The organism is Pseudarthrobacter albicanus (assembly GCF_018224015.1).
In the GTDB taxonomy this organism is placed as follows: domain Bacteria; phylum Actinomycetota; class Actinomycetes; order Actinomycetales; family Micrococcaceae; genus Arthrobacter; species Arthrobacter albicanus.
In genome coordinates, this window is the sequence record NZ_JAGPOT010000067.1 from 17,192 (window position 1) to 39,676 (window position 22,485).

21 protein-coding genes and 1 pseudogene are annotated in these 22,485 nt (G+C 69.6%); 11 read left to right on the plus strand and 11 right to left on the minus strand.

From position 1 onward, the window contains the following. Positions 1–619 precede the first annotated feature (619 nt). A complete protein-coding gene (locus J9611_RS14660) occupies positions 620–1,135 on the plus strand; it encodes a DUF4395 domain-containing protein (RefSeq protein WP_211881179.1) in 516 nt (171 codons plus the stop codon). A gap of 23 nt (positions 1,136–1,158) precedes the next feature. Here J9611_RS14660 and J9611_RS14665 read toward each other — a convergent pair whose 3' ends face one another. Beyond that, positions 1,159–2,319, minus strand: a complete 1,161-nt coding sequence (locus tag J9611_RS14665; protein WP_211881180.1) for an ADP-ribosylglycohydrolase family protein — start codon at positions 2,317–2,319, stop codon at positions 1,159–1,161. 156 nt (positions 2,320–2,475) lie between these two features. Here J9611_RS14665 and J9611_RS14670 point away from each other — a divergent pair, with 156 nt between their 5' ends. From J9611_RS14670 to J9611_RS14705, 8 genes and pseudogenes are all read left to right on the plus strand, one after another. Further along, positions 2,476–2,832 (plus strand): YidH family protein, encoded by a 357-nt coding sequence (locus J9611_RS14670; RefSeq protein WP_211881182.1) that lies wholly within the window; start codon positions 2,476–2,478, stop codon positions 2,830–2,832. Then, the gene (locus tag J9611_RS14675; RefSeq protein ID WP_211881184.1) at positions 2,829–3,182 is read left to right on the plus strand and encodes a DUF202 domain-containing protein; all 354 of its coding nucleotides are present in this window, start codon (positions 2,829–2,831) and stop codon (positions 3,180–3,182) included. The genes J9611_RS14670 and J9611_RS14675 overlap by 4 nt, the downstream gene beginning before the upstream one ends. A 147-nt stretch (positions 3,183–3,329) precedes the next feature. After that, a complete protein-coding gene (locus tag J9611_RS14680) occupies positions 3,330–4,277 on the plus strand; it encodes an MIP/aquaporin family protein (protein WP_211881186.1) in 948 nt (315 codons plus the stop codon). A gap of 127 nt (positions 4,278–4,404) precedes the next feature. Beyond that, the gene (locus tag J9611_RS14685) at positions 4,405–5,580 is read left to right on the plus strand and encodes an exonuclease SbcCD subunit D (RefSeq protein ID WP_211881187.1); all 1,176 of its coding nucleotides are present in this window, start codon (positions 4,405–4,407) and stop codon (positions 5,578–5,580) included. After that, positions 5,577–8,693 (plus strand): AAA family ATPase, encoded by a 3,117-nt coding sequence (locus J9611_RS14690; protein ID WP_211881189.1) that lies wholly within the window; start codon positions 5,577–5,579, stop codon positions 8,691–8,693. Before J9611_RS14685 ends, J9611_RS14690 begins: the two co-directional genes overlap by 4 nt. Positions 8,694–8,843: 150 nt before the next feature. After that, complete coding sequence (locus J9611_RS14695) at positions 8,844–10,211, plus strand: MFS transporter (RefSeq protein ID WP_211881191.1); 1,368 nt, start codon at positions 8,844–8,846, stop codon at positions 10,209–10,211. Between the two features lie 173 nt (positions 10,212–10,384). After that, a pseudogene (locus tag J9611_RS14700) lies at positions 10,385–10,650 on the plus strand (4-hydroxyphenylacetate 3-hydroxylase C-terminal domain-containing protein). Between the two features lie 170 nt (positions 10,651–10,820). Further along, positions 10,821–12,188: an MFS transporter gene (locus J9611_RS14705; protein ID WP_211881192.1), complete on the plus strand. Its 1,368-nt coding sequence runs from the start codon at positions 10,821–10,823 to the stop codon at positions 12,186–12,188. A gap of 88 nt (positions 12,189–12,276) precedes the next feature. On the opposite strand, the gene J9611_RS14710 is transcribed toward J9611_RS14705, so the two are convergent. The 7 genes from J9611_RS14710 to J9611_RS14740 form a co-directional block, all read right to left on the minus strand. Next, positions 12,277–12,927, minus strand: a complete 651-nt coding sequence (locus J9611_RS14710) for a phosphoribosyltransferase (RefSeq protein ID WP_211881193.1) — start codon at positions 12,925–12,927, stop codon at positions 12,277–12,279. Between the two features lie 51 nt (positions 12,928–12,978). Further along, positions 12,979–13,806 (minus strand): alpha/beta fold hydrolase, encoded by an 828-nt coding sequence (locus tag J9611_RS14715; RefSeq protein WP_211881194.1) that lies wholly within the window; start codon positions 13,804–13,806, stop codon positions 12,979–12,981. 4 nt (positions 13,807–13,810) lie between these two features. After that, positions 13,811–14,140: a biotin/lipoyl-containing protein gene (locus J9611_RS14720; RefSeq protein ID WP_211881195.1), complete on the minus strand. Its 330-nt coding sequence runs from the start codon at positions 14,138–14,140 to the stop codon at positions 13,811–13,813. Further along, entirely contained in the window at positions 14,133–15,116 is a 984-nt protein-coding gene (locus tag J9611_RS14725) for an alpha-ketoacid dehydrogenase subunit beta (RefSeq protein ID WP_246527851.1), read from the minus strand. Before J9611_RS14725 ends, J9611_RS14720 begins: the two co-directional genes overlap by 8 nt. Before the next feature lie 85 nt (positions 15,117–15,201). Beyond that, positions 15,202–16,239: a thiamine pyrophosphate-dependent enzyme gene (locus J9611_RS14730; protein ID WP_211881197.1), complete on the minus strand. Its 1,038-nt coding sequence runs from the start codon at positions 16,237–16,239 to the stop codon at positions 15,202–15,204. 258 nt (positions 16,240–16,497) lie between these two features. Further along, on the minus strand, positions 16,498–16,944 hold the full coding sequence (locus J9611_RS14735; RefSeq protein WP_211881199.1) for a hypothetical protein: 447 nt from the start codon (positions 16,942–16,944) through the stop codon (positions 16,498–16,500). A 443-nt stretch (positions 16,945–17,387) separates the two neighbouring features. Next, positions 17,388–17,735: a hypothetical protein gene (locus J9611_RS14740; RefSeq protein ID WP_211881200.1), complete on the minus strand. Its 348-nt coding sequence runs from the start codon at positions 17,733–17,735 to the stop codon at positions 17,388–17,390. A gap of 82 nt (positions 17,736–17,817) precedes the next feature. Here J9611_RS14740 and J9611_RS14745 point away from each other — a divergent pair, with 82 nt between their 5' ends. Beyond that, entirely contained in the window at positions 17,818–17,982 is a 165-nt protein-coding gene (locus J9611_RS14745) for a hypothetical protein (RefSeq protein ID WP_211881201.1), read from the plus strand. 109 nt (positions 17,983–18,091) lie between these two features. On the opposite strand, the gene J9611_RS14750 is transcribed toward J9611_RS14745, so the two are convergent. The 3 genes from J9611_RS14750 to J9611_RS14760 all read right to left on the minus strand — a co-directional run bounded on the left by J9611_RS14750 (position 18,092) and on the right by J9611_RS14760 (position 21,622). Continuing rightward, on the minus strand, positions 18,092–19,441 hold the full coding sequence (locus tag J9611_RS14750) for a permease prefix domain 1-containing protein (RefSeq protein WP_246527844.1): 1,350 nt from the start codon (positions 19,439–19,441) through the stop codon (positions 18,092–18,094). Next, positions 19,441–19,806 carry a PadR family transcriptional regulator gene (locus J9611_RS14755; RefSeq protein ID WP_211881202.1) on the minus strand — a complete coding sequence of 122 codons (366 nt, stop codon included), beginning with the start codon at positions 19,804–19,806 and terminating at the stop codon, positions 19,441–19,443. Before J9611_RS14755 ends, J9611_RS14750 begins: the two co-directional genes overlap by 1 nt. 403 nt (positions 19,807–20,209) lie before the next feature. After that, positions 20,210–21,622, minus strand: a complete 1,413-nt coding sequence (locus J9611_RS14760) for an amino acid permease (RefSeq protein WP_211881203.1) — start codon at positions 21,620–21,622, stop codon at positions 20,210–20,212. A gap of 187 nt (positions 21,623–21,809) precedes the next feature. Here J9611_RS14760 and J9611_RS14765 point away from each other — a divergent pair, with 187 nt between their 5' ends. Next, positions 21,810–22,283, plus strand: coding sequence for an Lrp/AsnC family transcriptional regulator (locus tag J9611_RS14765; protein ID WP_211881204.1), 474 nt, complete (start codon positions 21,810–21,812; stop codon positions 22,281–22,283). Positions 22,284–22,485: the final 202 nt, after the last annotated feature.

The following is a 22,485-nucleotide window of genomic DNA, read 5'->3' on the forward strand; positions in this document are numbered from 1 at the left end:
CCACCACAGCGTCGAAATCCGCGTCCCTGCCCTCAGCGTGAAGCCGGACCCGATAACCCCCCGCATCCTCGCCCGCCACGGAGCCGACCTCCCGCACATCCGAGCCTGACGGCTCGTTGAAGTACGCCAGACCCTGCGGCAGCACCAACGACACCTCCACGATGTCCTCCCAGCCGGACGCGACAGTAAGCGGCTCGCCGTCGAGGACCTCCACCGCCAGGCGAATGGGGCCCGAATGAATCCCCGTGCAGACCAGAGGAACCCGAAAGGCTCCCCGCCGCTCGCGGCCGCCTTGAGCGCCGCAATGGGATCTTCCGGAGCGCGTGGCTCAACGACGAAGTCAACGGCGTGATCCCACGCCCTGATGTTGAAGTCCGCCGATTCGATCACAGGCCCCATCCTCTCAGGCGATGTCCACGTAGAACGCGTTCGAGTCGATGACCCGCTCGGCCGGGCTCGGTGCCAGGCCCGAAAAGTCCTCTCCGAAGGCGAAGTCCTGCAGATGGTCGGCGGCCACCTGGCCCCCGCAGCCCTGGCCTGAGGCGCCCCGGAACGGGTGGCCGGGTCACACGGCGCAACAATCCTTTCCGCACCCGGGGCCTGCTCCTAGCCTTGCACCATGGGCAATACGATCGGAATCGACTGGCGGAAGGTCTTTGCGTTCCCGAACCCCGTGAACGAGTATGCCGCGCGCATCACGGCCGGTCTCGTGGTGGCGCTGTCCGTAGCGACCCTTGTGACGGGCCTGCTGACCGGCGCGGGCTGGGGCCTTGCCGTGATCGCCGTCGGGTTCTGGCTGCGACTGCTGTTCGGCCCCCGGATCTCGCCCTTCGGGATTCTCTCCGTCAAGGTCCTCACGCCCATGCTCGGCAAGACACGCCTCGTCGCGGGCCCGCCGAAGCGTTTCGCCCAGGGCCTCGGCGCCGCGATGTCCACGGCTGCCGCAATCCTTTTCGCCGTAGGCCTGGTGCCGGCCGCGTGGCTCCTGCTCGCGGTGCTGATTGCCGCCGCCTCGCTGGAATCGTTTGCCGGCTTCTGCCTCGGCTGCGCCGTCTTCGGCTTCCTGCAGCGCCGCGGCCTCATCCCCGAGGACATCTGCGAGGCCTGCAACAACATCACGCTGCGCCGCACCTGACGCGTGGGTCCGGCCCCGTGCGCTCAGGCGCCGGTAAGAACGGCCAGCCGGGACGCCATGCCGCGGATGACCTCCGGGGCTTCGAGCGCCTCCAGCCACGCGGCCGGCAGGCATTCCTCGCCGTAGTACGTGCCCAGGAGGTTCCCAGCAATCGACGCGGTGGAATCGCTGTCCCCGCTGTGGTTCACGGCAACGGCGATCGCCGCCCGGAAGTGGTCCTGCGGACGGGCGGAATCGGCCGCCGTCGTCTCCGGGGCAGTGGCCAGCACCGCAAAAAGCGCGACGGCGAGTGCCTCCTCGGCAACCCACCCTTCGCCGAGCTCCCGGACCAGATCCTCCGGGCTGAGCAGTGCGCCGGCGGCGGGCTGTCCGGGCTGCGGGGCCAGCCGCAAGGCCGCCTCCAGCCGTTCGACCAGGGCGGGATCCGGGGACTCGTTCCTGCCCAGGTCCGCCTCGCGCAGGTGGGCCAGGGCGAGGCTGGCGGCTTCGCGCAGGCCGCGGCCGGCCGCCAGGAAGTGGATCATCAGGCTCAGGGCGCCCGAACCCTGCCGGGCCGCGGGATGGCCGTGGGTGAGGGATGCCGCGTCGGAGCTCAGTTTGTAGACGGATCCGGGCGCGATGTGGGGGATCAGGCCGAACGGTGCCGAGCGCATCACCGTGCCGCAGCCCTTGGAATCGGGATTGACCGGCCGGTACACCGTGCCCATCTCGCCGGTGGCGAGGCCGCTCAGGCACGCCTTGCCGGGGGCCCTCCGGTGTTTGAGGACCTCGTGCGTGTCGATCCAGCGCGGAGGCTGCACCGGCGCCGACGCCGGGAGCGGCACGCCCTGGGTCCCGAGCCAGCGCAGGTACGCGAGCCACAGACAGGCGTTGGTGTCCGCGCCGACCCCGTCGTTGGCCCACTCCAGCGCCTCCACGAGGCCGTCGACCGTGTAGAGCGTCAACTGGGTGTCGTCGGAGAAGTGGCTGCCGCCGTCGAGCGCCGCAAAGTCCTGCAGCCCCGCGGGGCCGAACCGGGCGCGGATGGCCGCGATGTCATCGAATTCGACGGTGTACCCGAGTGAATCCCCCAGGGCACCGCCGAGCAGGCAGCCGTGGATGCGGGACTCGCGGGACGGCGCCGGTGCGGACAGCGCCGACGGGAGGGGACGCGGTGCGGGGGTGGTGCCGGGCTCGGTGCTCATGCCTTCAAATTTACCCCGGCCCCGCGCGGCCGCAGGACGCAAGGTCCGCCGCAAGGTCCGCTGCAGCTGTCCGCTGCAGCGGCCGACGGCGGGCGCCGCGTAGGGTGCTGTTGGACCCGTCGGGTGCCGTCAGGCCGAGCAGAGGACAACCAGCGAATGCGTGAACCAGTGTGGCGGAAGTCGGGAAGCACTCCCGACTACAGATTCTCGCTTGCCAACGAACGCACCTTCCTTGCCTGGATCAGGACATCCCTGGCCCTCATCGCCGGGGCCCTGGCGATTGACCAGCTGGCCCCGTCCATCGCGCCCGGTCCGGTCCGCATCGGCCTGTGCGTCATCCTGGCGGTCCTGGGGGCCGGCCTGGCCGCCCTGTCCTACCGCCGCTGGGGGCAGATGGAGGCGGCCATGCGGAACAACCGGGAGCTGCCGTTTTCCGGCCTGATGCTCGTGATGACCATCGGCGTGGCTGCCGCGGCCTTCACCTTTGCCGTCCTGATCCTGGTGGCGCGTTGAGCGCAGAACCGGTCGGGGACCCCGGGCTCCAGCCCGAGCGGACCTCGTTGGCCTGGCGCCGGACGCTGCTGGCCCTCGTGGTGGCGGACCTGCTGATCTGGCGCAGCTGGGCGCTCGCCGGAACCCGCACCGCCGCCCCGGCGGCCGGCACGGGTGGCCCGGACTACCTGGGCATCTGCGCGCTGACGGCCATGGCGGCCACCGTCGTCCTCTGCATCTGCGTGCTGGCCCGCGGCCGGGAACTCCGGCGCTCCACGGCGGCACCTGCCGCGGTCCTCCTGCGCTGGGCGGCCGGCGCCGTCGTCGTCCTGGCCGGGAGCGCCGTCGCCGCGGTGGCCCTAGGCCACTAAGCCCGGACCCAGCGAACGCCCAGAATCCGCTGGAAGACTTCTCGCGGACCAATCTTCCGGGCGGGGGGCACACCGCGCGCCCCGCCCCTGAGCCGCCGGCCGAAGAACCGTGCAGCCGCAGACCCCAAGCTAAGGAATTTACTGAACATGACCACGCCTGTGCCAGCCCCCGAGACGGGCGGCGCCAAACCGTCCGCCACCCGCGAGAATGCGCTCCGGCCCGGACTGGTGGCACGGCTCTCCGCCGAGGCCGTCGGGACACTGTTCGTGGTGGTCGCAGGCCTGGGCGTACCGCTGTTCACCATCCCGCAGTCCAACCCGCTGCCCGCATCCCTCGCCGCAGGCCTGGCGCTGACGGCGTCCATGCTGGCGTTCGGCTACCTCTCCGGCGGCCACTTCAACCCCGCGGTCACGGTGGGAAATGCCATTGCCGGCCGCATCCGGCTGAAGGAAGCCGCGGCCTACCTCGGCGCCCAGCTCGTGGGCGCGCTGCTCGGGGCCGTCACGCTCTTCGGCATCCTGCGCACGGTCCCCACGATCAGTGACAGCCGGGCCGCGTTTGACACCGTCACCGCAGGCTTCGGCGAACACTCCATCATCCAGGTCCCGATGGCCGGGGTGCTGCTCGTGGAGGTCCTCGGTGCGGCCCTGCTCGTCGCCGTCTACCTGGGCACCACCTCGGGGCGCAACCCCGCGAAGGCTACGGCTCCGTTCGCCGTCGGCCTGGCCACGGCCGTGCTGCTGCAGCTTGGCCAGGCGATCGGCAACGCGCCCTTCAACCCCGCCCGCGCCACCGCCTCCGCCATCTTCAGCAACACCGGCTCCCTCGGACAGCTGTGGCTCTTCTGGGTTGCTCCCCTGCTCGGCGCCGCCCTCGCGGGACTTCTCTTCCGCGGCTTCGGGCAGAGCGCCGCGCAGCCGCAGCCTGCCGTTTCGAAGGCCGTGCCGGACCGTGCGGACGGCGAGGAAGACGCCGAGCCGGACGCCGCCTGGGCCCATGCTTCCGCTGCTCCGGCAGCCCATGCCCCGGCACAGGAGTCCGGGACGACGGGCGGCGACGAGGCCCGCGACTTCTTTGACAAGCGCGGAGAGTAGCACCGCTTCCAAGCAACGCGGGGTCACTTACGGCCCATCCCGGCCGCCTGCATGGGCCGTAAGTGACCCCGCGTTGCGGTCGGGGCGGCTGCACAAAACTGTCGGTGGCAGCCGATACCGTAGGAGCATGCGGTTATTGCACACCTCGGACTGGCACCTGGGCCGGTCATTCCACGGCGTCGGGATGCTCGACGCCCAGCGCGCCTTCGTGGACCAGCTCGTCACGTTCGTCCGGAAGGAAGGGGTCGACGTCGTCCTCATCGCCGGGGACGTCTATGACCGCGCCCTGCCGGGAGTCGACGTTGTCGGCCTGCTCGACGACGCGCTGGTGCGGATCACGGGCGCCGGCGCCCAGGTGGTGCTGACCAGCGGGAACCACGATTCGGCCATCCGGCTCGGGTTCGCCTCCCGGCTGCTGGAGCGCGGGGGAGTGCATCTGCGGACGCGGCTGGCGGAGCTGGACAAACCCGTCCTGTTTCCCCTCGGCGAGGGCAGTGAGGACGGCCCCGTGCTGGCGGTCTACGGCATTCCCTGGCTGGAGCCCCGGCTGGTCGCGGAGCAGCTGGGGGTCGGGACGGCGAGCCACTATGAGGTGACGCGGGCCGCGACGGCACTCATCCGGGACGATCTCGGCGTCCGTTCCGCGACGCGGACGGTTCATTCGGTGGTGCTGGCGCACACCTTCGCGAGCGGCGGCATCAGCTCGGACAGCGAGCGGGACCTGAGCATCGGCGGGGTGGGTGCCGTGCCGCTGGATCTCTTCGACGGGTTCGGGTACACCGCGCTCGGGCACCTGCACGGCCGGCAGGAGCTTTCGCCCGCCGTGCGGTACTCAGGATCACCGCTCGCGTACTCCTTCTCCGAGGCGAAGCACCGGAAGGGCGGCTGGCTGGTGGACGTCGGGGCCGCGGGCATCACGGGCGTCACCGAGGTGCTCTGGGAGGCGCCGCGGACCCTGGCCGTGCTGCGGGGCAGGCTCGAGGAGCTGCTCTCTTCGGAGGAATTCGTCTGGGCCGAGGACGCCTACTGCCAGGTCACGCTGACGGACGCCCAACGCCCCGCGCAGGCCATGGAAAGGCTGCGCGCCCGTTTTACGGACACCCTGGTGCTTGGGTTCGAGCCCGAAGGGGCGGCCGCGGCGGCCAGGACCAGCTACAGCAGACGGCTCGCCGAGGCCGACGACGACCTGTCCATCTGCTCCGGCTTCCTGGCGCACGTCCGGGGCCGGGACGCGGACGACGCCGAAACGGCAGTCCTTGCCGAAGCCCTGGAAGCCGTCCGCCTGGAAGGGATTTCCCTGTGAGGATCCACCGCCTCGAGATTTCCGCCTTTGGCCCGTTCGCCGGCACCGAACACATCGATTTCGACCGCCTGAGCGCGCACGGGCTCTTCCTGCTGAACGGGCCCACCGGCGCGGGCAAGACCAGTGTCCTTGATGCCATCTGCTTCGCCCTGTACGGCTCGGTACCCGGCGCCCGGCAGGACGGCAAGCGGCTGCGCAGCGACCACGCCGGGGCCGCCGTCGAACCGCGGGTCACCTGCGAGTTTTCGGCCAGGGGCAGGCACTTTGAAGTGTCGCGGTCGCCCGCCTGGGACAGGCCCAGCGCCAGGGGCAGGAACGGTTCCACCGCCCAAAAGGCGAACACGTTGCTGCGCGAACGCGTTGACGGCGCCTGGCTGGAGAAGTCGGGCCGCAACGACGAGGCCGGGGCCGAGATCGCCGACATTCTGGGCATGAACCGGGAGCAGTTCACCCGCGTGGTCATGCTGCCGCAGGGGGACTTCGCGGCCTTCCTGCGCTCCAAGGCCACGGAACGCCTTGAACTGCTGCAGAGCCTGTTCGGCACGCAGCGCTTCGAAGCAGTGGAACAGGAACTGGCCCGGAAGGCACAGGCGGCCCGGACCGAGGTCGCCGGCCTCAACAACCAGCTGGAACTGCTGCTCGCCCGGGCCGAGGAAGAGACAACGGCCCTCGAACTCGATACGGCCGGGGCCCCGGACCGGGAAGGCGCCGATGCGCTCCTGGCCTGGCTGGGGGACAGTGCGGCCTCCGCGGCCAAGGAACGCCAGGCGGCCGCGGCGGAGGCCGAGCGGCGCAGGGCCGAACACGCGGCGGGACTGGACGCCGCGGCGGCGCGCGCGGCGCGCCAGGCCAGGCTTGCCGCCGCGGAACTTCGTCGGTCCGGCGCCGAGTCCGCCGCGCCCGTCCTCGCCGCGAAGACCGGCAAGCTGGGCCTGCACCGCAGGGCCGAGGTGCTCGGCGGCCAGCTGGAGGCCGTGGAACGCGCAGCGGACGCCGAGGAGACGGCCGCCCAGGCCATGGCCGGGGCCGCCGCGGAACTGCAGACGGCGGCCCTCAGCGACCCCGAACTCACGGGGCTCGGACTCGCTGGCACCGACGCCGCCGGCCTCGAACTCACCGGTTCCGAAGCCGCCGGCCCGGACCGCCAGGCCCCTCCTGCCGGCGGGGCAACCCTTGACGGCACTGCCCAGCGGAGCGCCCTGGTCCGACTGCGCTCGGTGCGGGCGGTGCTGGAGGAACGGTTGCCCGAGGAGTCCAGGCTTGCCGGGCTGATCGCGCGCACCGGCCAGCTGGGCACGGCGCTGGAGCAGCTCACCGCGGACCGCAATTCGGGCGCTGCGGCCCTGGATACCCTGCGCACGGAAGCGGCCGGGCTGCTCGCAGGTCTCCGTCCGCTCGAGGAACTCGCGGCCGAGGTCCGGCTGCGGACCAAGGAGGCTGCGGCGGCCGGGGAGCTCGTGGCCATGGTCGGGCGCCATGCGGCGGCCGAGGCGGCGTGCGCCGGCGTGGCGGAACGCCACCGGCTCGCCCGGGATGAGCACCAGGACCGGCGCCAGCGCTGGCTTGATCTGCGCGAGGAACGGCTCGCCAATGCCGCCGCCGAGCTCGCCGCGCAGCTGCTCTCCGGCGTCGCCTGCCCGGTGTGCGGCAGTCCGGACCATCCGGCGCCCGCCCCGGCCGCGGCGTCCGCACTGGCCGTCGCCGAGGCGGAGCAGAGCGCGCAGGACGCCTGCGAGGCCGCGGAAGCGGCGCTGTCCGCGCTGGAGCGCCAACTTGCCGATGCCCAGCAGGAGGTCGCGGTCCTGGCGGCGCAGGGCGGCAGCACCGCGCCCGAGGAAGCACGCCGTGACGCGGCTGTGGCCACGGAACGGGCGGCCGAAGCCGCCGCCGCAGCCAAGGGGCTCGCCGTCAGCCGCGCCCGGCAGGCCGAGCTTGCGGGGGAGATCTCTGCCGCCGAACAGGCACAGGCGGAGGCCGCCGCCGGCATCGCCCAGACGGAATCCGCCATGGCGGAAGTCCAGGAACAGGCGGACGCCCTCGAACTGTCCCTCGGGAAACTGCGCTCCGGCCACCGCACCCTGGCGGGGCGCATCGCCGCCGTTGGCAAGGCGACGGCGGTCCTGGAACGGGCCGAGGATGCCCGGACCGGGCTGGAACAGGCCCGGACCCGCACGGCAGGCGCGCGGCAGCAGCTGGAACAGGCCCTTCCCGCGTCCGGCTTCGAATCCGCGGCCGAGGCCCGTGCCGCGTTGCTCGCGGCGCCCGACGCTGCGGCGCTGGAAGCGGCCATCCGTGCCGGACAGGACGAAGCCGCACGGGTTGAAGAGCTCTTCGCCGGTGAGGAACTCGCCCTGGCTGCCCGGGAGCTGGAGGCCGAGGGGCCGCTCGGGGACGACGTCCTGGAGCGGCTCCAGGCAGCGGCTGCCCTGGCCGAACGCGAGGCGCGGGACGCCGCGCTCGGGTCCGGCCTTGCGGAGAAGTCCGTGCGCACCCTGGGCCGGATCACGGCCGAGTATGCCGGGCTCGCCGCCGCTGGAAGCGGGCCGCGGGAACGCGCAGCACTCCTGAACGCCCTGGCCGACGCGGCCCGGGGCGCCGGGGACAACACCTACCGCATGAGCCTGAACAGCTACGTGCTCGCCGCCAGGCTCGAACAGGTGGCGGTCGCCGCCTCGGAGCGACTGGTCGGCATGAGCGATGGCCGCTACACCTTGGAGCACACGGACGCCAAGGCCGCACGCGGGGCGAAGTCCGGGCTGGGCCTGGAGGTCGTGGACGAGTGGACCGGACTGCGCCGCGACACGGCAACGCTGTCCGGCGGCGAATCGTTCATGGCCTCCCTGGCCCTGGCCCTGGGACTGGCGGACGTGGTGCAGCAGGAATCCGGCGGGGTGGACATCGAGACCCTCTTCGTCGACGAGGGATTCGGCAGCCTCGACGAACAGGCCCTCGAACAGGTGATGGACGCCCTCGAAGGGCTCCGGGACGGCGGGCGGGTGGTCGGGCTCGTGAGCCATGTGGGGGAAATGAAACAGCGCATCAGCACCCAGCTCCAGGTGGTCAAGGGCCGCAACGGGTCCACCCTGCACATCTCCGACGACGCCGAGGGCTGAGCCCGGCCAGGCTGAGCAGGCGGAATTCCATTGGCCATGGTGGCAGACAAGACCCTTGCCACCATGGCCAATGCCGCTACTATTGAACAGTTACCGGGTCGCGCGCATCGGGAGGAGGGACGATGCGCACCATTGAACGAACCCGGAATCATGACCCCTCCAACGTCTTTCCAGCCGCCCGTTTCCGCCGCGCCCACCTCCGAACCCCGCACCGGCGGCCGCTTCGCACGGCTCCCGCTCCTTGCCGGCCGGAGCTTCATCCCGCTGGGACTCTTCGCCCGCCTGCCCCTGGCCATGCTCACCATGGGCGCCCTGACTCTGGTCACCGCCGTCGCCGGCTCCTACGCCGTTGGCGGAGCCTCGGCTGGGGCCGTTGGCATCGGCTCCGCGCTTGGTGCTCCCATTCTCGGCGCCCTGGCGGACCGGCTGGGCCAGCGCCCGGTGCTGGTGTTTGCCGCGATCTTCAACACCGTCGCCGTTGTCGCCCTGATCCTCGCCGCCTATCTGATCCCGGGCGGGCAGGACATGGCCACCGCGGTGCCGGTGCTTGCCGCCTCGTTCGTGGCCGGTGCCAGCTGCCCTCAGGTCGGTCCCCTGGCACGGGTCCGCTGGATGGCCCTGACCTCCCGGGGCGGGCGTGAAGCCAACACCGCGGACCTGGACACGGCCCTGTCCTACGAAAGCACTGCGGATGAGCTGGCCTTCGTCCTGGGGCCCGCGCTGGTGGGAATCCTCGCCAGCCTGATTGCGCCGTGGCTGCCCCTGGCCCTCGCCGCCGCGCTTACCATCACGCTCGTGCCCGCTTTCGCCACGCACCCCACCCATCACGCGGTGGTACGCACCCCGGCCAGGACCGCAGCAGGCTCCGCGCAGGAAATGCGCCGGGACGCGTTGACGGCACGCCAGCGCATCGGGACCGTCGCCGCCGTCGCCCTGCCTGTGCTCGCCATGGTGTGCATGGGCACCTTCTTCGGCTCCACGCAAACCTCCCTGAGTTCGTTCTCCGCAAGCTTCGCGGGCTCCGAACTGGCTGGCCTGCTGTACGCCGTGATGGGCCTAGGCTCCGCCGCGGCTGCCCTCTCGGTCGCCTACTGGCCCCGGCGGTTCACGGTGAACGCCCGCTGGCTGGTCTGCGCGGCGCTAATGGCCGGGCTCGCCGTGCTGCTGCTGCTGCCTTCGACGGCGCTGCCGATGATCCTGGTGCTCCTGGTCCTGGGAGTGCCGGTGGGACCGCTCATGGTCACGGTCTTCGCCGTCGGCGCCCTCGTGGCCCCGGCCGGCAAGCTCGGCACGGTCATGACAGCACTGGCCAGCGGCATCGTCGCCGGCATGGCCCTGGGGTCCTCCATCGCGGGGCGGCTGGCACAGGACCATGGCTACTCCGCGGCGTTACTCGTCCCGGTCTGCGCCGCCGCGGCGCTGTTCCTCCTCGGTGCGGCAGCCGCCGTCGTCCTCCCGCGACGGAAGACGACGGCCCCGGCCCAAGTAGCTGGCGGTAGTTGTCGTTCTGTGGGCTGAAAACGGCAACTAATGCGGGCCAGTCGGGAAGGGGCCACCTCGGTCCGCTTGTCAGGGAAGGCGGGCCTCAGCCCAGCTGGCCCCCGATGCGGGCGGCGCCGGCCGCCAGCGCGACCGCCACCTCGGCCGGGCGTTTTCCCGCCATCATCCGCAAGTTCTGCGCCTCCGGCCTGATGGCGCTGCCGGGCGAGGCGGACGTCAACAGCGACGCCCGGGCCGACATAGACATGTACCTGCAGGGCAAGACCGTGCCCGGTCCGGAGCGGGTCTGGCTGTTCTGGCCTTCGATGCCTCGGTTTCCGGATTCTCCGGCCGCCAGCCGCTGTACGGGTACTTCTTCTTCGGCGACCCGGTCCGGATGGCCGGAGCCATGGTGAACAGCTACGACCGCGGGCCTGTCCGCGCGAGGGTCCGCGAATTCCTCGCCCGCGAGGACTGAGCCGGCCGGCCGTTCCCCGCCGGCGAAGCCGGCGGGAGCAGCCCCCGCAAGAATCATGTGCGCTTAGTCACATTTCCGTAGTAGTGTATTTTGTACCAACTGACCGAACGATCAGTAAATCACCTCGCACCCACCCGGGCAGTGCCTCTGCCCCCAGCAACGGAGTTCCAATGACCGCAACTTCATCCGTCGATTCCGAGGCGGGACCCAGCAGCAAGCATGAGGAACGCAAGGTCCTCGCCGGGACGCTGGTCGGCACCACCATCGAGTGGTACGACTTCTTCATCTTTGCCCAGCTGACAGGGACGTTCCTGTCGCCGCTGTTCCTGGCCCCGCTGAACGATTCGAACCCGGGCCTGGCGCAGATCCTGTCCTTCGCCCTGATCGGCATCAGCTTCCTGTTCCGCCCGCTCGGTGCGGTCATTGCCGGCCACCTCGGTGACCGGCTCGGACGCAAGGCCATGCTGGTCTTCACGCTCGTCATTATGGGTGCCGCCACGGCCCTGATCGGCATGCTGCCGACCTACGGCCAGATCGGCGTCTGGGCACCGATCCTGCTGATCCTCCTCCGCGTCATCCAGGGCTTCTCCGCCGGCGGTGAATGGGGCGGCGCTGCCCTGATGGCTGTGGAGCACGCCCCCAAGAGCAAGCGCGGCCTGTTCGGCGCGTACCCGCAGATCGGCGTCCCGGTCGGCATGATCCTGGCCACCGGCCTGCTGTACTTCCTGAACACCAGCATGTCCAAGGAAGACTTCGCCGCCTGGGGCTGGCGGGTGCCGTTCCTGCTCTCCATCGTGCTGATCGTGGTGGGCTACCTGATCCGCCGTGCGGTCGGCGAGAGCCCGGTCTTCAAGGAGATGGCCGCCCGCAAGGAGGAAAGCAAGGCCCCGCTGGGCCAGCTGATCAAGTTCCACAAGAAGGCCGTGCTCTACTCGACCATGATCTTCATCGGCAACAACGCCGCCGGCTACCTGCTGATCGCGTTCTTCATCTCCTACGCCACCAAATCGCTGAAGATGCCTACCCCGCAGATCCTGCTCGCCACCACCCTGGCCTCCTTCGGCTGGCTGATCTTCACGCTGGTGGGCGGCTGGCTCTCGGACAAGATCGGCCGCGTCAAGACCTTCCTGATCGGCTACGCGATCGTCTTCGCCTGGATGATCCCGATGTTCGCCCTGATCGACACCAAGGACATCGTGCTCTACGGCACCGCGCTGTTCGTCCTGACCATCGGCCTGGGCCTGTCCTACGGCCCGATGTCCGCGATGTACGCCGAGATGTTCCCGGCCAACGTGCGCTACTCGGGCATCTCGATCGGCTACGCCTTCGGCGCGATCCTGGGCGGCGCCTTCGCCGCCACGATCGCCGAATCGCTGCTGCAGAGCACGAAGTGGACCGGCTCGATCGGCATCTACATCATGATCCTGTGCGTCATCTCCGCCGTCGGCGTCCTGCTGGCCAAGGAAACCCGGGGCCGGCCGCTGGGTGTCCACGCCCACGAACCGGCCGGGCCGCCGCAGGCAAAAGCCAAGCACTAACCCTTTTCTGTCAACACGGGGTCACATCGCGCCCGTCCGGGGCCTCCGGATGGGCCCGATGTGACCCCGTGTTGCTGTGGCCCTGCGGTTACCGGGCGCGGAGCAGTCGGACGACGTCGTCGTCGCTCACCTGCCCGAACGCGCGGTAGTAGCTGCCGACGCTGCGGAACCCGCCGGGGATGAAGAGGCTGACGACGGCCTCGGCGAACGGCTCCAGGGACGTCTGCGCGTCCAGTGCGGCCACCGGGACCGCGACGACGATGCGTGCCGCCCCGGCTCGCCGCACCGCCTCGATGGCGGCCCGCATGCTCGCGCCGGTGGCCAGGCCGTCGTCGGCCAGGATGACGGTGCGGCCCCGCAGTTCGTCCCGGGTGCCCGGATACAGCTCTGCGCGGCGCTCCAGCTCTACACGCCCGTCGTGTTCCACCCGGTCCAGGGACGACTGCGGGATGCCCAGTTCCAGGAGCCGGACCACAAGGGGCTGGTTGAGGACGCGCACCACCTTGCCGGGGGACCAGGCGAGGGCACCGAAGGCTGTTTCCTCGTGGCCGGGGACCCCCAGTTTGCCGACCGGCAGGGCGCCGAAGGGCAGCCGGAGCGCGTCCGCGGCGGCGGCCGCCACCGGTACGCCGCCGCGGGCCAGGCCCAGCACCACCGTGCCGGCGCGTCCGCGGAACTGGGGGAGGGCGGCTGCCAACAGCCCGCCCGCCTCCGCGCGGTCCGTGAAGCGCATTCCCATGGGGTTCACCTTCGGGTCTGGCCCGGGACGCCGTGGACGGCCCGGCACGGTTCAGACGGCCAGGAAGCTGATGGCCTCCTGCTTGAACGCGCGGCTGGTGACGGCGTTGGTGTGGTTCCGGCCCGGCAGCAGGACCTGCTCGACCATGGCACCTGCCTTGGCGCCCAGGGCGGCGAGCTCCGGCATGGACGCGGCACGCTCGTCCTTGTCCCCGGCCACGAGCAGCATGGGCATCCGCGGGACGGCCTCGGCGGGGTCGAAGGGCTCGCCCTTGATCGCCTCCACGAGGGAGAGGAGCGAGAAGATGTTGTTGCTGGGCAGCAGCTGGGCCATCTTCAGCAGCCCCGCCGTGGACTCATCCGCGATCGGGGTGCCGTCGGCGAGGTACCGCTGCGCGGCGACAAGGTCGAATTCGGCGAGCGGATCGGCAGTGTTCGGGCCCCCCAGGACGAGGCGGTGGACCAGTTCGTGCTGGGTGGCGCCGAACTCCCAGGCCAGCCGGGAGCCCAGGGAGTAGCCGATCAGATCCAGCCCGCTGGCCGGGTCGCCGTCGCGCAGGGGCCGGGCGCCGGCGTCGAACGCGATCTGCAGCAGGTCCGCGCGGATCCGGCTCGGCGCGTAGGAATCCATGTCCTCGGGGGCGCCGCTGCGGCCATGGCCGGGCAGATCGACCGTGATGACGCGGCGGCCGGCCTCGAGCAGGGCGGCCAGCCAGCCGGTGTCCTCCCAGTTGAGCTTGGCTGAGGAGGAGAAGCCGTGCAGCAGCATCACGGGCCGCAGCCCGGCGTCCGTCCCGGGCTCGTGCACCGCGACATAGAGCTGGGGGTCGGTGCCCTCGACGGTGTGGGAATGCTGCTCGCCGGTGTGTCTGCCGCTCATGGTGTCAGTCCTCATCAAGTACGGCGCTCAGGCGGACCCGGCGCTTCGGTGCCTCGTCCTGCGGGACCGTGCCCACGATCCCGGCGGTGTTGTCCGGCACCTCAAACACAATCAGGGGCTCGCCGACATTGATCGTGTCGCCGGGCCCGCCGTAGGTACGCACCACTTTACCTGCCTGCGGGCTGGGCAATTCAACCGCCGACTTGGTGGTCTCCACCTCCACGAGGGGCTGGTTGCGTTCCACCTGATCGCCGGGCGAAACCAGCCATTCGAGCACGGTCGCCTCGATCAGGCCCTCGCCGAGATCGGGGAGCGGGAAGGAAATTTCAGCCACGTTTGTACTCCAATACCCGCTGGATGCCGAAGAGGATCCGGTCGATGTTCGGGATGTATTCGTCTTCCAGGTCGCCCGAGGGGTAGGGGACGTCGAAGCCGGTGACGCGTTCCACCGGCGCCTTGAGCGTGTCAAAGCAGGCCTGGGTGATCAGCTGCGCCACCTCGGCGCCGAGCCCCGAGGTCAGCGGCGCCTCATGGACGACGACGGCGCGGCGCGTCTTGCGCACGGAGGCGGCCAGCGCCTCCGCGTCGATCGGCTTGAGCCAGCGCAGGTCCAGGACCTCGACGTCGATCCCGTCCTCGGCGGCGAGCCCGGCGACCTGCAGGCAGCGGGCCACCATGGCGCCCCACGCGACGAGCGTGACGTGGCGGCCTGCCCGCATGACCTTCGCGCCGGTGGGGGAGCCGCCGTCTGCATCGTGCCTGGCGGCGTCCACCTCACCCTTCTGCCAGTATCGCGACTTCGGCTCCAGAAAGATCACCGGATCCGGCCGGGTGGCGGCGTACTTAAGCAGGTGGTAGGCCTCGTGCGGGTTCGACGGCGAGACCACCTTGAGCCCGGGCACGTGGGCGAAAAGCGCCTCGAGGCTTTCGCCGTGGTGTTCGGGGGCACGGATGCCGCCGAAGCTGGGCACCCGCAGGGTGATGGGCATCGGCAGGGTGCCGCGGCTGCGGTAGTTCATCCGTGCGATCTGGCAGACGATCTGGTTGATCGCGGGGTAGGCGAAGCCGTCGAACTGGACCTCGGGGATGGGGTGGAAGCCTGCCATCGCCAGGCCCACAGACATGCCGAGTATGCCGGATTCCGCGAGCGGGGTGTCGAAGACCCGCTGCTCGCCGTGTTTGGCCTGCAGCCCGTCGGTGATGCGGAAGACGCCGCCGAGCCGGCCGCAGTCCTCGCCGAAGACCAGGGTCCGGGGGTTTTCCGCCAGGACCTCGTCGAGGGCCAGGTTCAGCGCCTGCTGCATGGACATCACGGCGGTTGTGCTTGCCGGTGATTGAGCCTGTGCCGGTGATTGAGCCTGTCGAAATCCGGCACTTTCGCCTTCGAGAATCGAGTTAGACATGTTCGGACTCCTCGCGCCAGCTGGCGGCCTGCGCCTGCAGGGCCGGGGTGGTTTCCTGGAAGACCAGGTCGAACATCTCGGTGCCGGGGCGGGATCCGAGGGCGGTGAGGCCGGTGCGGATCTGTTCCGCTTCGGCCTTGGCGGCGGCCAGGGCCGTGGCGAAGACGGCCTCGTCCGCTGTCCCGTCGGCGAGCAGCCGCTGCCGGAAGCGTTCCAGCGGGTCGATGCCGGCGCCGTCGCGCTCTTCCTGGAGGGAGCGGTAGCGCCCCGGGTCATCGGCGGTGGAGTGCGGGCCGCGGCGGTAGGTCATGGCCTCGATGAGCACGGGCCCGTTGCCGGACCGGGCGTGCTCGAAGGCCCGGCGGGTCGCCTCGAGGACGGCTACGACGTCGTCGCCGTCGATCTGCAGGGCCGGCATGCCGTAGCCGGCGGCGCGGGCGGCGACGGATCCGCCGGCCACCTGGCGCTCGGTGGGGACCGAGATGGCCCAGCCGTTGTTCTGGACGAAGAACACCACGGGGGCCTTCATCACGGCGGCGAAGTTCATGGCCTCGTGGACGTCCCCCTGGGAGGAGGCCCCGTCGCCGAAGTAGGTCAGAGCCACGCCGTCCTTCGCATCCAGGGTCTGGCCGTGCGCCCAGCCGACCGCATGCAGCACCGACCCGGCCACCACCGCCTGGATCGGGGCCAGACGTGATTCGAGCGGGTCGTAGAGTCCGCCGTGCCAGGTGGCCTTGTGCGTGGACATGTACGCCACCATGTCCACGCCCATGGTCCGGGCGACGCCCATCTCCCGGTAGGTGGGGAAGACGAAGTCGCGGGTGGTGTCCACGGCGTAGCCGCTGCCCACCTGGGCCGCTTCCTGCCCGAGTTCGGGCGCGTAGCCGGGGATGAGGCCCTGCCGCTGCCAGGCGATGGCGGAGGTGTCGAGGTGGCGCACGGCCACCATCAGCGCGTAGAGCTCGCGCAGCTGGGCCGGAGTCGGCGGCGCGGCGGATTCACCGGAAGCCGGAGGAGGAAGGGTGTCCATGCCTGTGACCCTAGTCACCCCCGCGCGGCCGTGCAATCAGCTCAGGAACGGGTGGCCAGACTGCACAACCTTGCGGGCCATGCCGCCGTCCTGCCTTGCAGTTTGTGCAGCCCGTCGCGCCCCAACTGGCTCGCAGCTGTTGTCGTTTTGAGCGCCCAAAACGACAACTGCTGCGAGTTACTTGGGCCGTCCCGCGATCAGTCTCGTCCACGCGCCCGTACTTCCGCGGATGCCACTGCAGGCGATTGTGAAATCGGATCATCGCCACCTATCTCCCTTTGCTCTGACGTACTGCTGCCACACGTATCGCCACGGAACCACAGCCAGGATGATGACGACGAACAGGCAGCTGAACACCACCTCTTGCGTTGCCGAATCCATGTCATCAGCCACTAGCTTGGGCACGGCGACGACCGACAACCAGATGATTTTCCAGGCCGACTCGAACAAGAGGAGTGGCAGCAGCCGAACCGGGTACCGCAAACCCAGGAACGCCAGGAGCGACATTGCGGTGAGGATACAAGCGACGACTCCTTCAAACAGGGGCCAAGTTTTGTCGTGGTTTACGACCAGCGGCCACTTCACCACGGCGAGGCCAACGCCAAGTACGAGGTATCCGACTCGCATCAGATGCAATCGGTAGAGCGGCAAATCCGCCACGACGGCGCTGGGCCGGGACGATCTTGCTGTTTCACTGGTGGTCATGGGTCCTCCCTGAGTGTGCGCAATTGTGCTGTGGGTGTGGGGTGAGGGGCCGGCGGGGTCGTCGAACCATCCATTCCGGACGGGAGAAGGGATGGGGGATGGTTGGAGGGACCATGATTTTCACTCTCTGGTCAGGGCGCTCAACGCACTCGCCGGGATGAGTGGAGCCAGAAACCCCAGAGTCCCCTTGGCCTGAAGTGTAGGTCATGCTTGACCGGAGTGGATGGGACTTTAGACTCCGTCAGGCCGGCCCGTGGCGGCACGAATCCCACAAAGCGCTGCGCGAGGGCGCCTCCGACGGCGCCATGACATCATGCACAGTCAAACCCGGCAGTTCGGCACGGTCTATCGACCGGTAAAGGTTCGGATCTCGACCAGGTACGGACGGTTTGGCTTGACAGCGTGAGAACAAAAGGCTTCTCATGACCAGGTGCCGACGGCCCCTATCGGGTGATGCCAAGGGGCTTCGTTGGTGGGGCACATGAGGCCCCTAGAAGGGTTACAGCGGCTCCGTCGGCACGGTTGTTCCTGCCGGTGTCATCGCACCAGTCGATGTTGTACGGCATGGCAGTGACGGCCGCATCGCCGGCGGCCGTTCGGGCCGGGACCTCGAAGGTGTAGGTGAATCCGCCGGCGTCGTTCATCGGGGCAGTCGTGTTGACGACTTCCGCGCCGGTCGCATCGGTGACGATCACCTGGATGCGGGCGTTATCGCCGTAGCGGGGATTACAGCCGGCGTCTGGCGCTGCGACGGTGACCTTCTCACCGGCTTTCGCGCCCGACGGGTCCACTGAAAAGGCGGGCGGGAGACAAGGCGGTTCTCCGTTCCCCGAGGAAGCGCATCCGGATGCAGCAGCAACTACCAGGACGGCAATGACCGCAACCATGACCGAATATGGCGGGCTGCTGTTGCGAACGGGATACCTGCAAGGGAGCGGCATTTCCTTATTATGGTGGGTGAGTGACGAGCGAATACTCCCGCCCGAAATTCGCCCCCATATCGTTGCCCGAGTGGCCGCTGGCAGCGTGCGCACCTGAAATCCATGCCCTTGCCGCACCATCCGGGAACGATGCGCCCACGCGTCACGCTGGCGATCCGCGGCGCGTCGATACCCAGAAGCACACCGTCTGGTCGCGGGCGTGCTGATCAGGCGAAGCCGAAGACGGGCGGGAAGACCATGACCACGATGGCGGCCCAGGCACCGTAGACCGGCAGATACCGTGTCTGCCAGCGCTCCAACGCGGTGAACGGGCGCCGCCCACGCAGGAACCCGACGGTGAGCCAGGCCGCCCGGACCAGGTGCACCAGCAGCAGGAGGTTCAGGCCGAGCGCGGCGATCTTGTTGGGGCTGAAGCCGAACTCGGCGATACGGGTCAGCATCGCGGTCAGCATCACCGCGTCGACCGCGAGGGCCGCGACGACGAGGACCAGCTGCAGGGCATCGGACAGGCCGGGTGGCGCGAGCGGGTCGCGGGCGGAAATCGAGTAAAGCAGCAGGCACAGGACGAGCACGAGGATCGCGTCCATGAGGATGAGCAGGTCCCGGTCGGTGTCGACGAGGCCGCCGACGGCCGTGAAGACGGCCAGGAGGGCCAGCAGCATGGCAATCGTCAGGGGCGTGAAGACCCGCGTGAGGACGGGGGCGATGTTCTCGACGACGTCCTGCTTGGCCTCGACGAGCCACGCGGCGATGATGAGCGCCCCGGGTATGGCGAACGGCAGGATCCAGTCCTCCAGGATCGGTCTGAGGTCGGTGCCGGCGATCTGGAGGGCCGCGAACGTGAGCCCGATCAGGACGGCACCGCCCAGGGCCAGGAGTGTGTAGTAGATCGCGAGCTCGCCGGTGAACCGGACGAAGTCCATGCGCCGGCTGTCGGACCGCCACCTCCCTCCCGCGTACGCCGCCCCGGCCAGCAGCCACAGGACGACCGGGGCGTGCAGCGTGGCGAGAACCTCGGTGGAACCGCCGGAGGCGAACGGGTAGACGTTGAGCACGACCGCCAGCGCGGCGAACGGGACGAGCAGCGTCGCCGCCACGCGCGCGGTGAGGCGGCGCTTCCACGCGAAGTATGCGGCGAGGAAGGGGAAGACGAGCAGGCAGAGGTTGCGCGCCAGCACTGCGCCGTCGTCGAGCCAGGCAAGGCCGGCCTTGGCAGCCACGCCCGCCCCGACAGCGAGCGTGAGGACGACCGCCAGCTCGCGCCACGGCGGTGTGCCCGCGTCGCCGGAGCCCTCCGGGACGAGCACGAGCTGCTTCCACAGCCGGTCGGAGTGCTCGCGGGCAAACTCGCGCGAGACGGCGTCGAGGTTGCCCAGGCGCTTGATCGCGACGAGGAAGGCCTCCTCGTCGTCGAGCCCGGTCGCCCGCCGGTCGGCGATCTGCCCGCGCAGGTGGTCTTCCAGCTCATCGACGTCGGCAGGGGAGATCGCCTGACGCCGCTGGACATACCCGCGCCACTTATCGATCTGGGCCTCCAGCTCAGCGTGCAGCGCCATCACGCCCACCCCTCGGCCGCGGCGACGGGCGGCCGCTGCGCGGCCTGCCACACCTGCCGCAGTGCGTCGGCAACGACGGTCCACTGCTCCTGCCGGTCGGCGAGCACATCCCGCCCCGCCGGCGTGATCGCGTAGTGTTTGCGCCGGCGCCCGGCCTCGGACGTGCCCCACGACGACGACACGTAGCCGAGCCGCTCGAGCCGGTGCAGCAGCGGATAGAGCATGCCGTCGGTCCACTGCATGCCCCCGCCGGACAGCTCGCTCACGCGCTTGAGAATCGCGTAGCCGTACAGGTCGCCCTCCGACAGGATCCCCAGCACGAGCGGGGTGGCCGAAGCGGCGACCAGGTCCTTATCGATGCGCACCGTGCCTCCTATACCTAGATCTGTAAGGTATTCGACCATAGTAGTTCTAGGTATGGCAAGGAGGATTGTCAGGCTGGACGTCGGATAGCCACCCTGGGCACGGCCGTCCCGCAGGAGGGCAAGGAAAAGCCCAGCCCTGGCACTTACTCTTCCCCCGTGGCCCAGTAGCCCGGTTGGGGGCACGCCACACGTCATTTCCCTCAAAGTGACGATTCCCAATCCCACAGACTGGCTCCATCGTTCTTCTGACAATGGAGCCAGTCTTCAGGGCCGGGATGCCACGGCAGTAGTGGAATTTTTCCGGAGCTTCGTCCGGTCCGGCCGGGACTCACGAGGTGGTGCTTGCGTTGCCGGCACCGCTTCCTCGCCGGGCTCAGCGAGAAGGTAATGAGGGAAGGCGGCGTTACAGCTTGCGGGTCAGGTCCGGGGCGGAGTCGGTCCGCCCGGCGCGGCGGGATCGGGTGAACCGGTCGCCGAGCCAGCAGGCCGCGGCGATTCCAGCGACGAGGGCCATGGTGCTGAAAAGCTGCCTGCTGCTGTCCGGGCTGCTGAAGCCGACCGCGAAGATCAGCGCCAGGAGTGCGAGCCCGAAAACGGTCAGCCCGGGGAAGCCCTTCATCCGCAGCGGCAGGGCGGTGCCGTCCCGGTCGGCCCGGCGGCGGAGGACCAGCTGGGACACGAGGGCGGTGCCCCACACCACGAGGCAGGTGGAGCCGACCAGCTGGAACAGGGCCGGCAGGATCCGGTCCGGGAAGAGCAGTTCCAGCACCGCGGCCAGGAAGCCGAACGCCACGGAGACGCCGACGGCCACCATCGGGACCCTGGCCCGGCTGAGCCTGGACAGGATCCGCGGAGCCTCGCCGCGCCCGGACAGCGAGTACACCATCCGTGACGCGCCGTACAGGTTTGCGTTCAGCGCCGAGAGGAGCGCGACGACGGCGACCAGGGTGATGGCGGTGCCCGCCCCCGGAATCCGGGCCATGTCCAGGACGCCCGCGAACGGCGACTTCAGGGCCGGGGACGTCGACGGGAGGACCGCCGCGATGACGAAGACGGAGCCGATATAGAACACCAGGATCCGCCAGACGACGGTGCGGATGGCCTGGCCCACACTGTGTTCCGGGTTTTCGGTCTCGGCCGCTGCCACGCTGACGATCTCGGTGCCGCCGAAGGCGAAGATCACGACGAACAGGGCGGTGGCGATGCCGCCGAGGCCTGCCGGAGCGAAGTCGGAGGTGACATTGCGCAGGCCGGGGGAGGCGACGTCGGGGAGCCAGCCGAGCAGCAGGGCGGCACCGACGGCCAGGAACAGCACGATGGCGGCCACCTTGAGGATGGCGAACCAGAACTCGAACTCGCCGAAGTTCTTCACCCCGGCGAGGTTGATGGCCGTGAACAGCGCCATGAAGATCAGCGACAGGGCCCAGACCGGGATCACCGGCCACACCGTGAACAGCAGTCCCGAGGCCCCGAGGGCTTCGGCCGCGATGACCACCACGAGCTGCAGCCACCACAGCCAGCCCACGGTGGCACCCGCCGTCTTGCCCAGGGCCTTTTGCGCGTACACGGAAAACGCGCCGCTGTTCGGGTTGGCCGCGGCCATCTCGCCCAGGGCCCACATGACCAGGATGATCAGGGTGCCGGCCACGAGGTAGGAGATCAGCACCGCCGGGCCCGCTGCCGCGATCCCGGCTCCTGATCCCAGGAACAGGCCGGCGCCGATCGCGCTGCCGAGTCCCATCATGGTGAGTTGGCGTGGCTTCATGCTGTGGCCCAGTTCCAGGGCCGGGCGTTCCGCGGTGGACTTCATCGTCATGTGGCGAACCTTCTTGTGGTTTTTGATCTGTGTGTCCTTATGGGACTTATTGAATTTACCGCTTCTGCAGCGTCCGGCCGGCTCGGCCGGCGCTTGCGGGCGTGAGAGCATGGTGGCAGTTTGTCAGCCGAAAACTGAGTAACTGCAGCGGTTTGTCCTCCTGCTGCCGCCTGGGAAGGGATTTCCGATGGATGTGGATCCTCTGGATGCGAAGATTGTCCGATTCTTCACGGATGCACCGCGTGCCTCTGTCCTGGAGGCCTCCCGGGTCCTGAAGGTGGCGCGCGCCACCGTGCAGTCCCGGCTGGACCGGATGCAGGACCGCGGCGTCATCGGCTCGTGGGTGCCGCAGCCGGATCCGGCCCACTTCGGCTTTCCCGTGGTCGCGTTCTGTTCCCTGACGATCAACCAGGACCTGGGGCACGACGCCGTCGTCGAGGCGCTCGCGGAGATCCCGGAACTGATCGAGATCCACACCGTTTCCGGCAGTTCGGACCTGATGGCCCGCATCGCCGCCCGCTCCAACCCGGACCTGCAGCGGGTGCTCGATGCGATGATCGCCACCCGGACGGTGCTGCGCTCCTCTTCCGTGATTGTGCTCAACACCCATTTCCAGGGCCGCACCCTCCCGCTGCTGGAATCCGCGGCCCGGGGCCGCTGAGCCAGACGACGCTGAGCTAGTGGTGTGTCTCCAAAATAGTTTATGAGTGTTCCGTTAAGCTGGGGGCATGTCGAATCCAGCTCCTGCTTTGGTGGTCTCCGATGGTCAGCGTGCCGCGTTGGAGGTGTTGTCGAGATCGCAGACGGCGTCCCATCGTGAGGTGCAGCGGGCACAGGTCTTGTTGATGGCCGCGGAGGGGCTG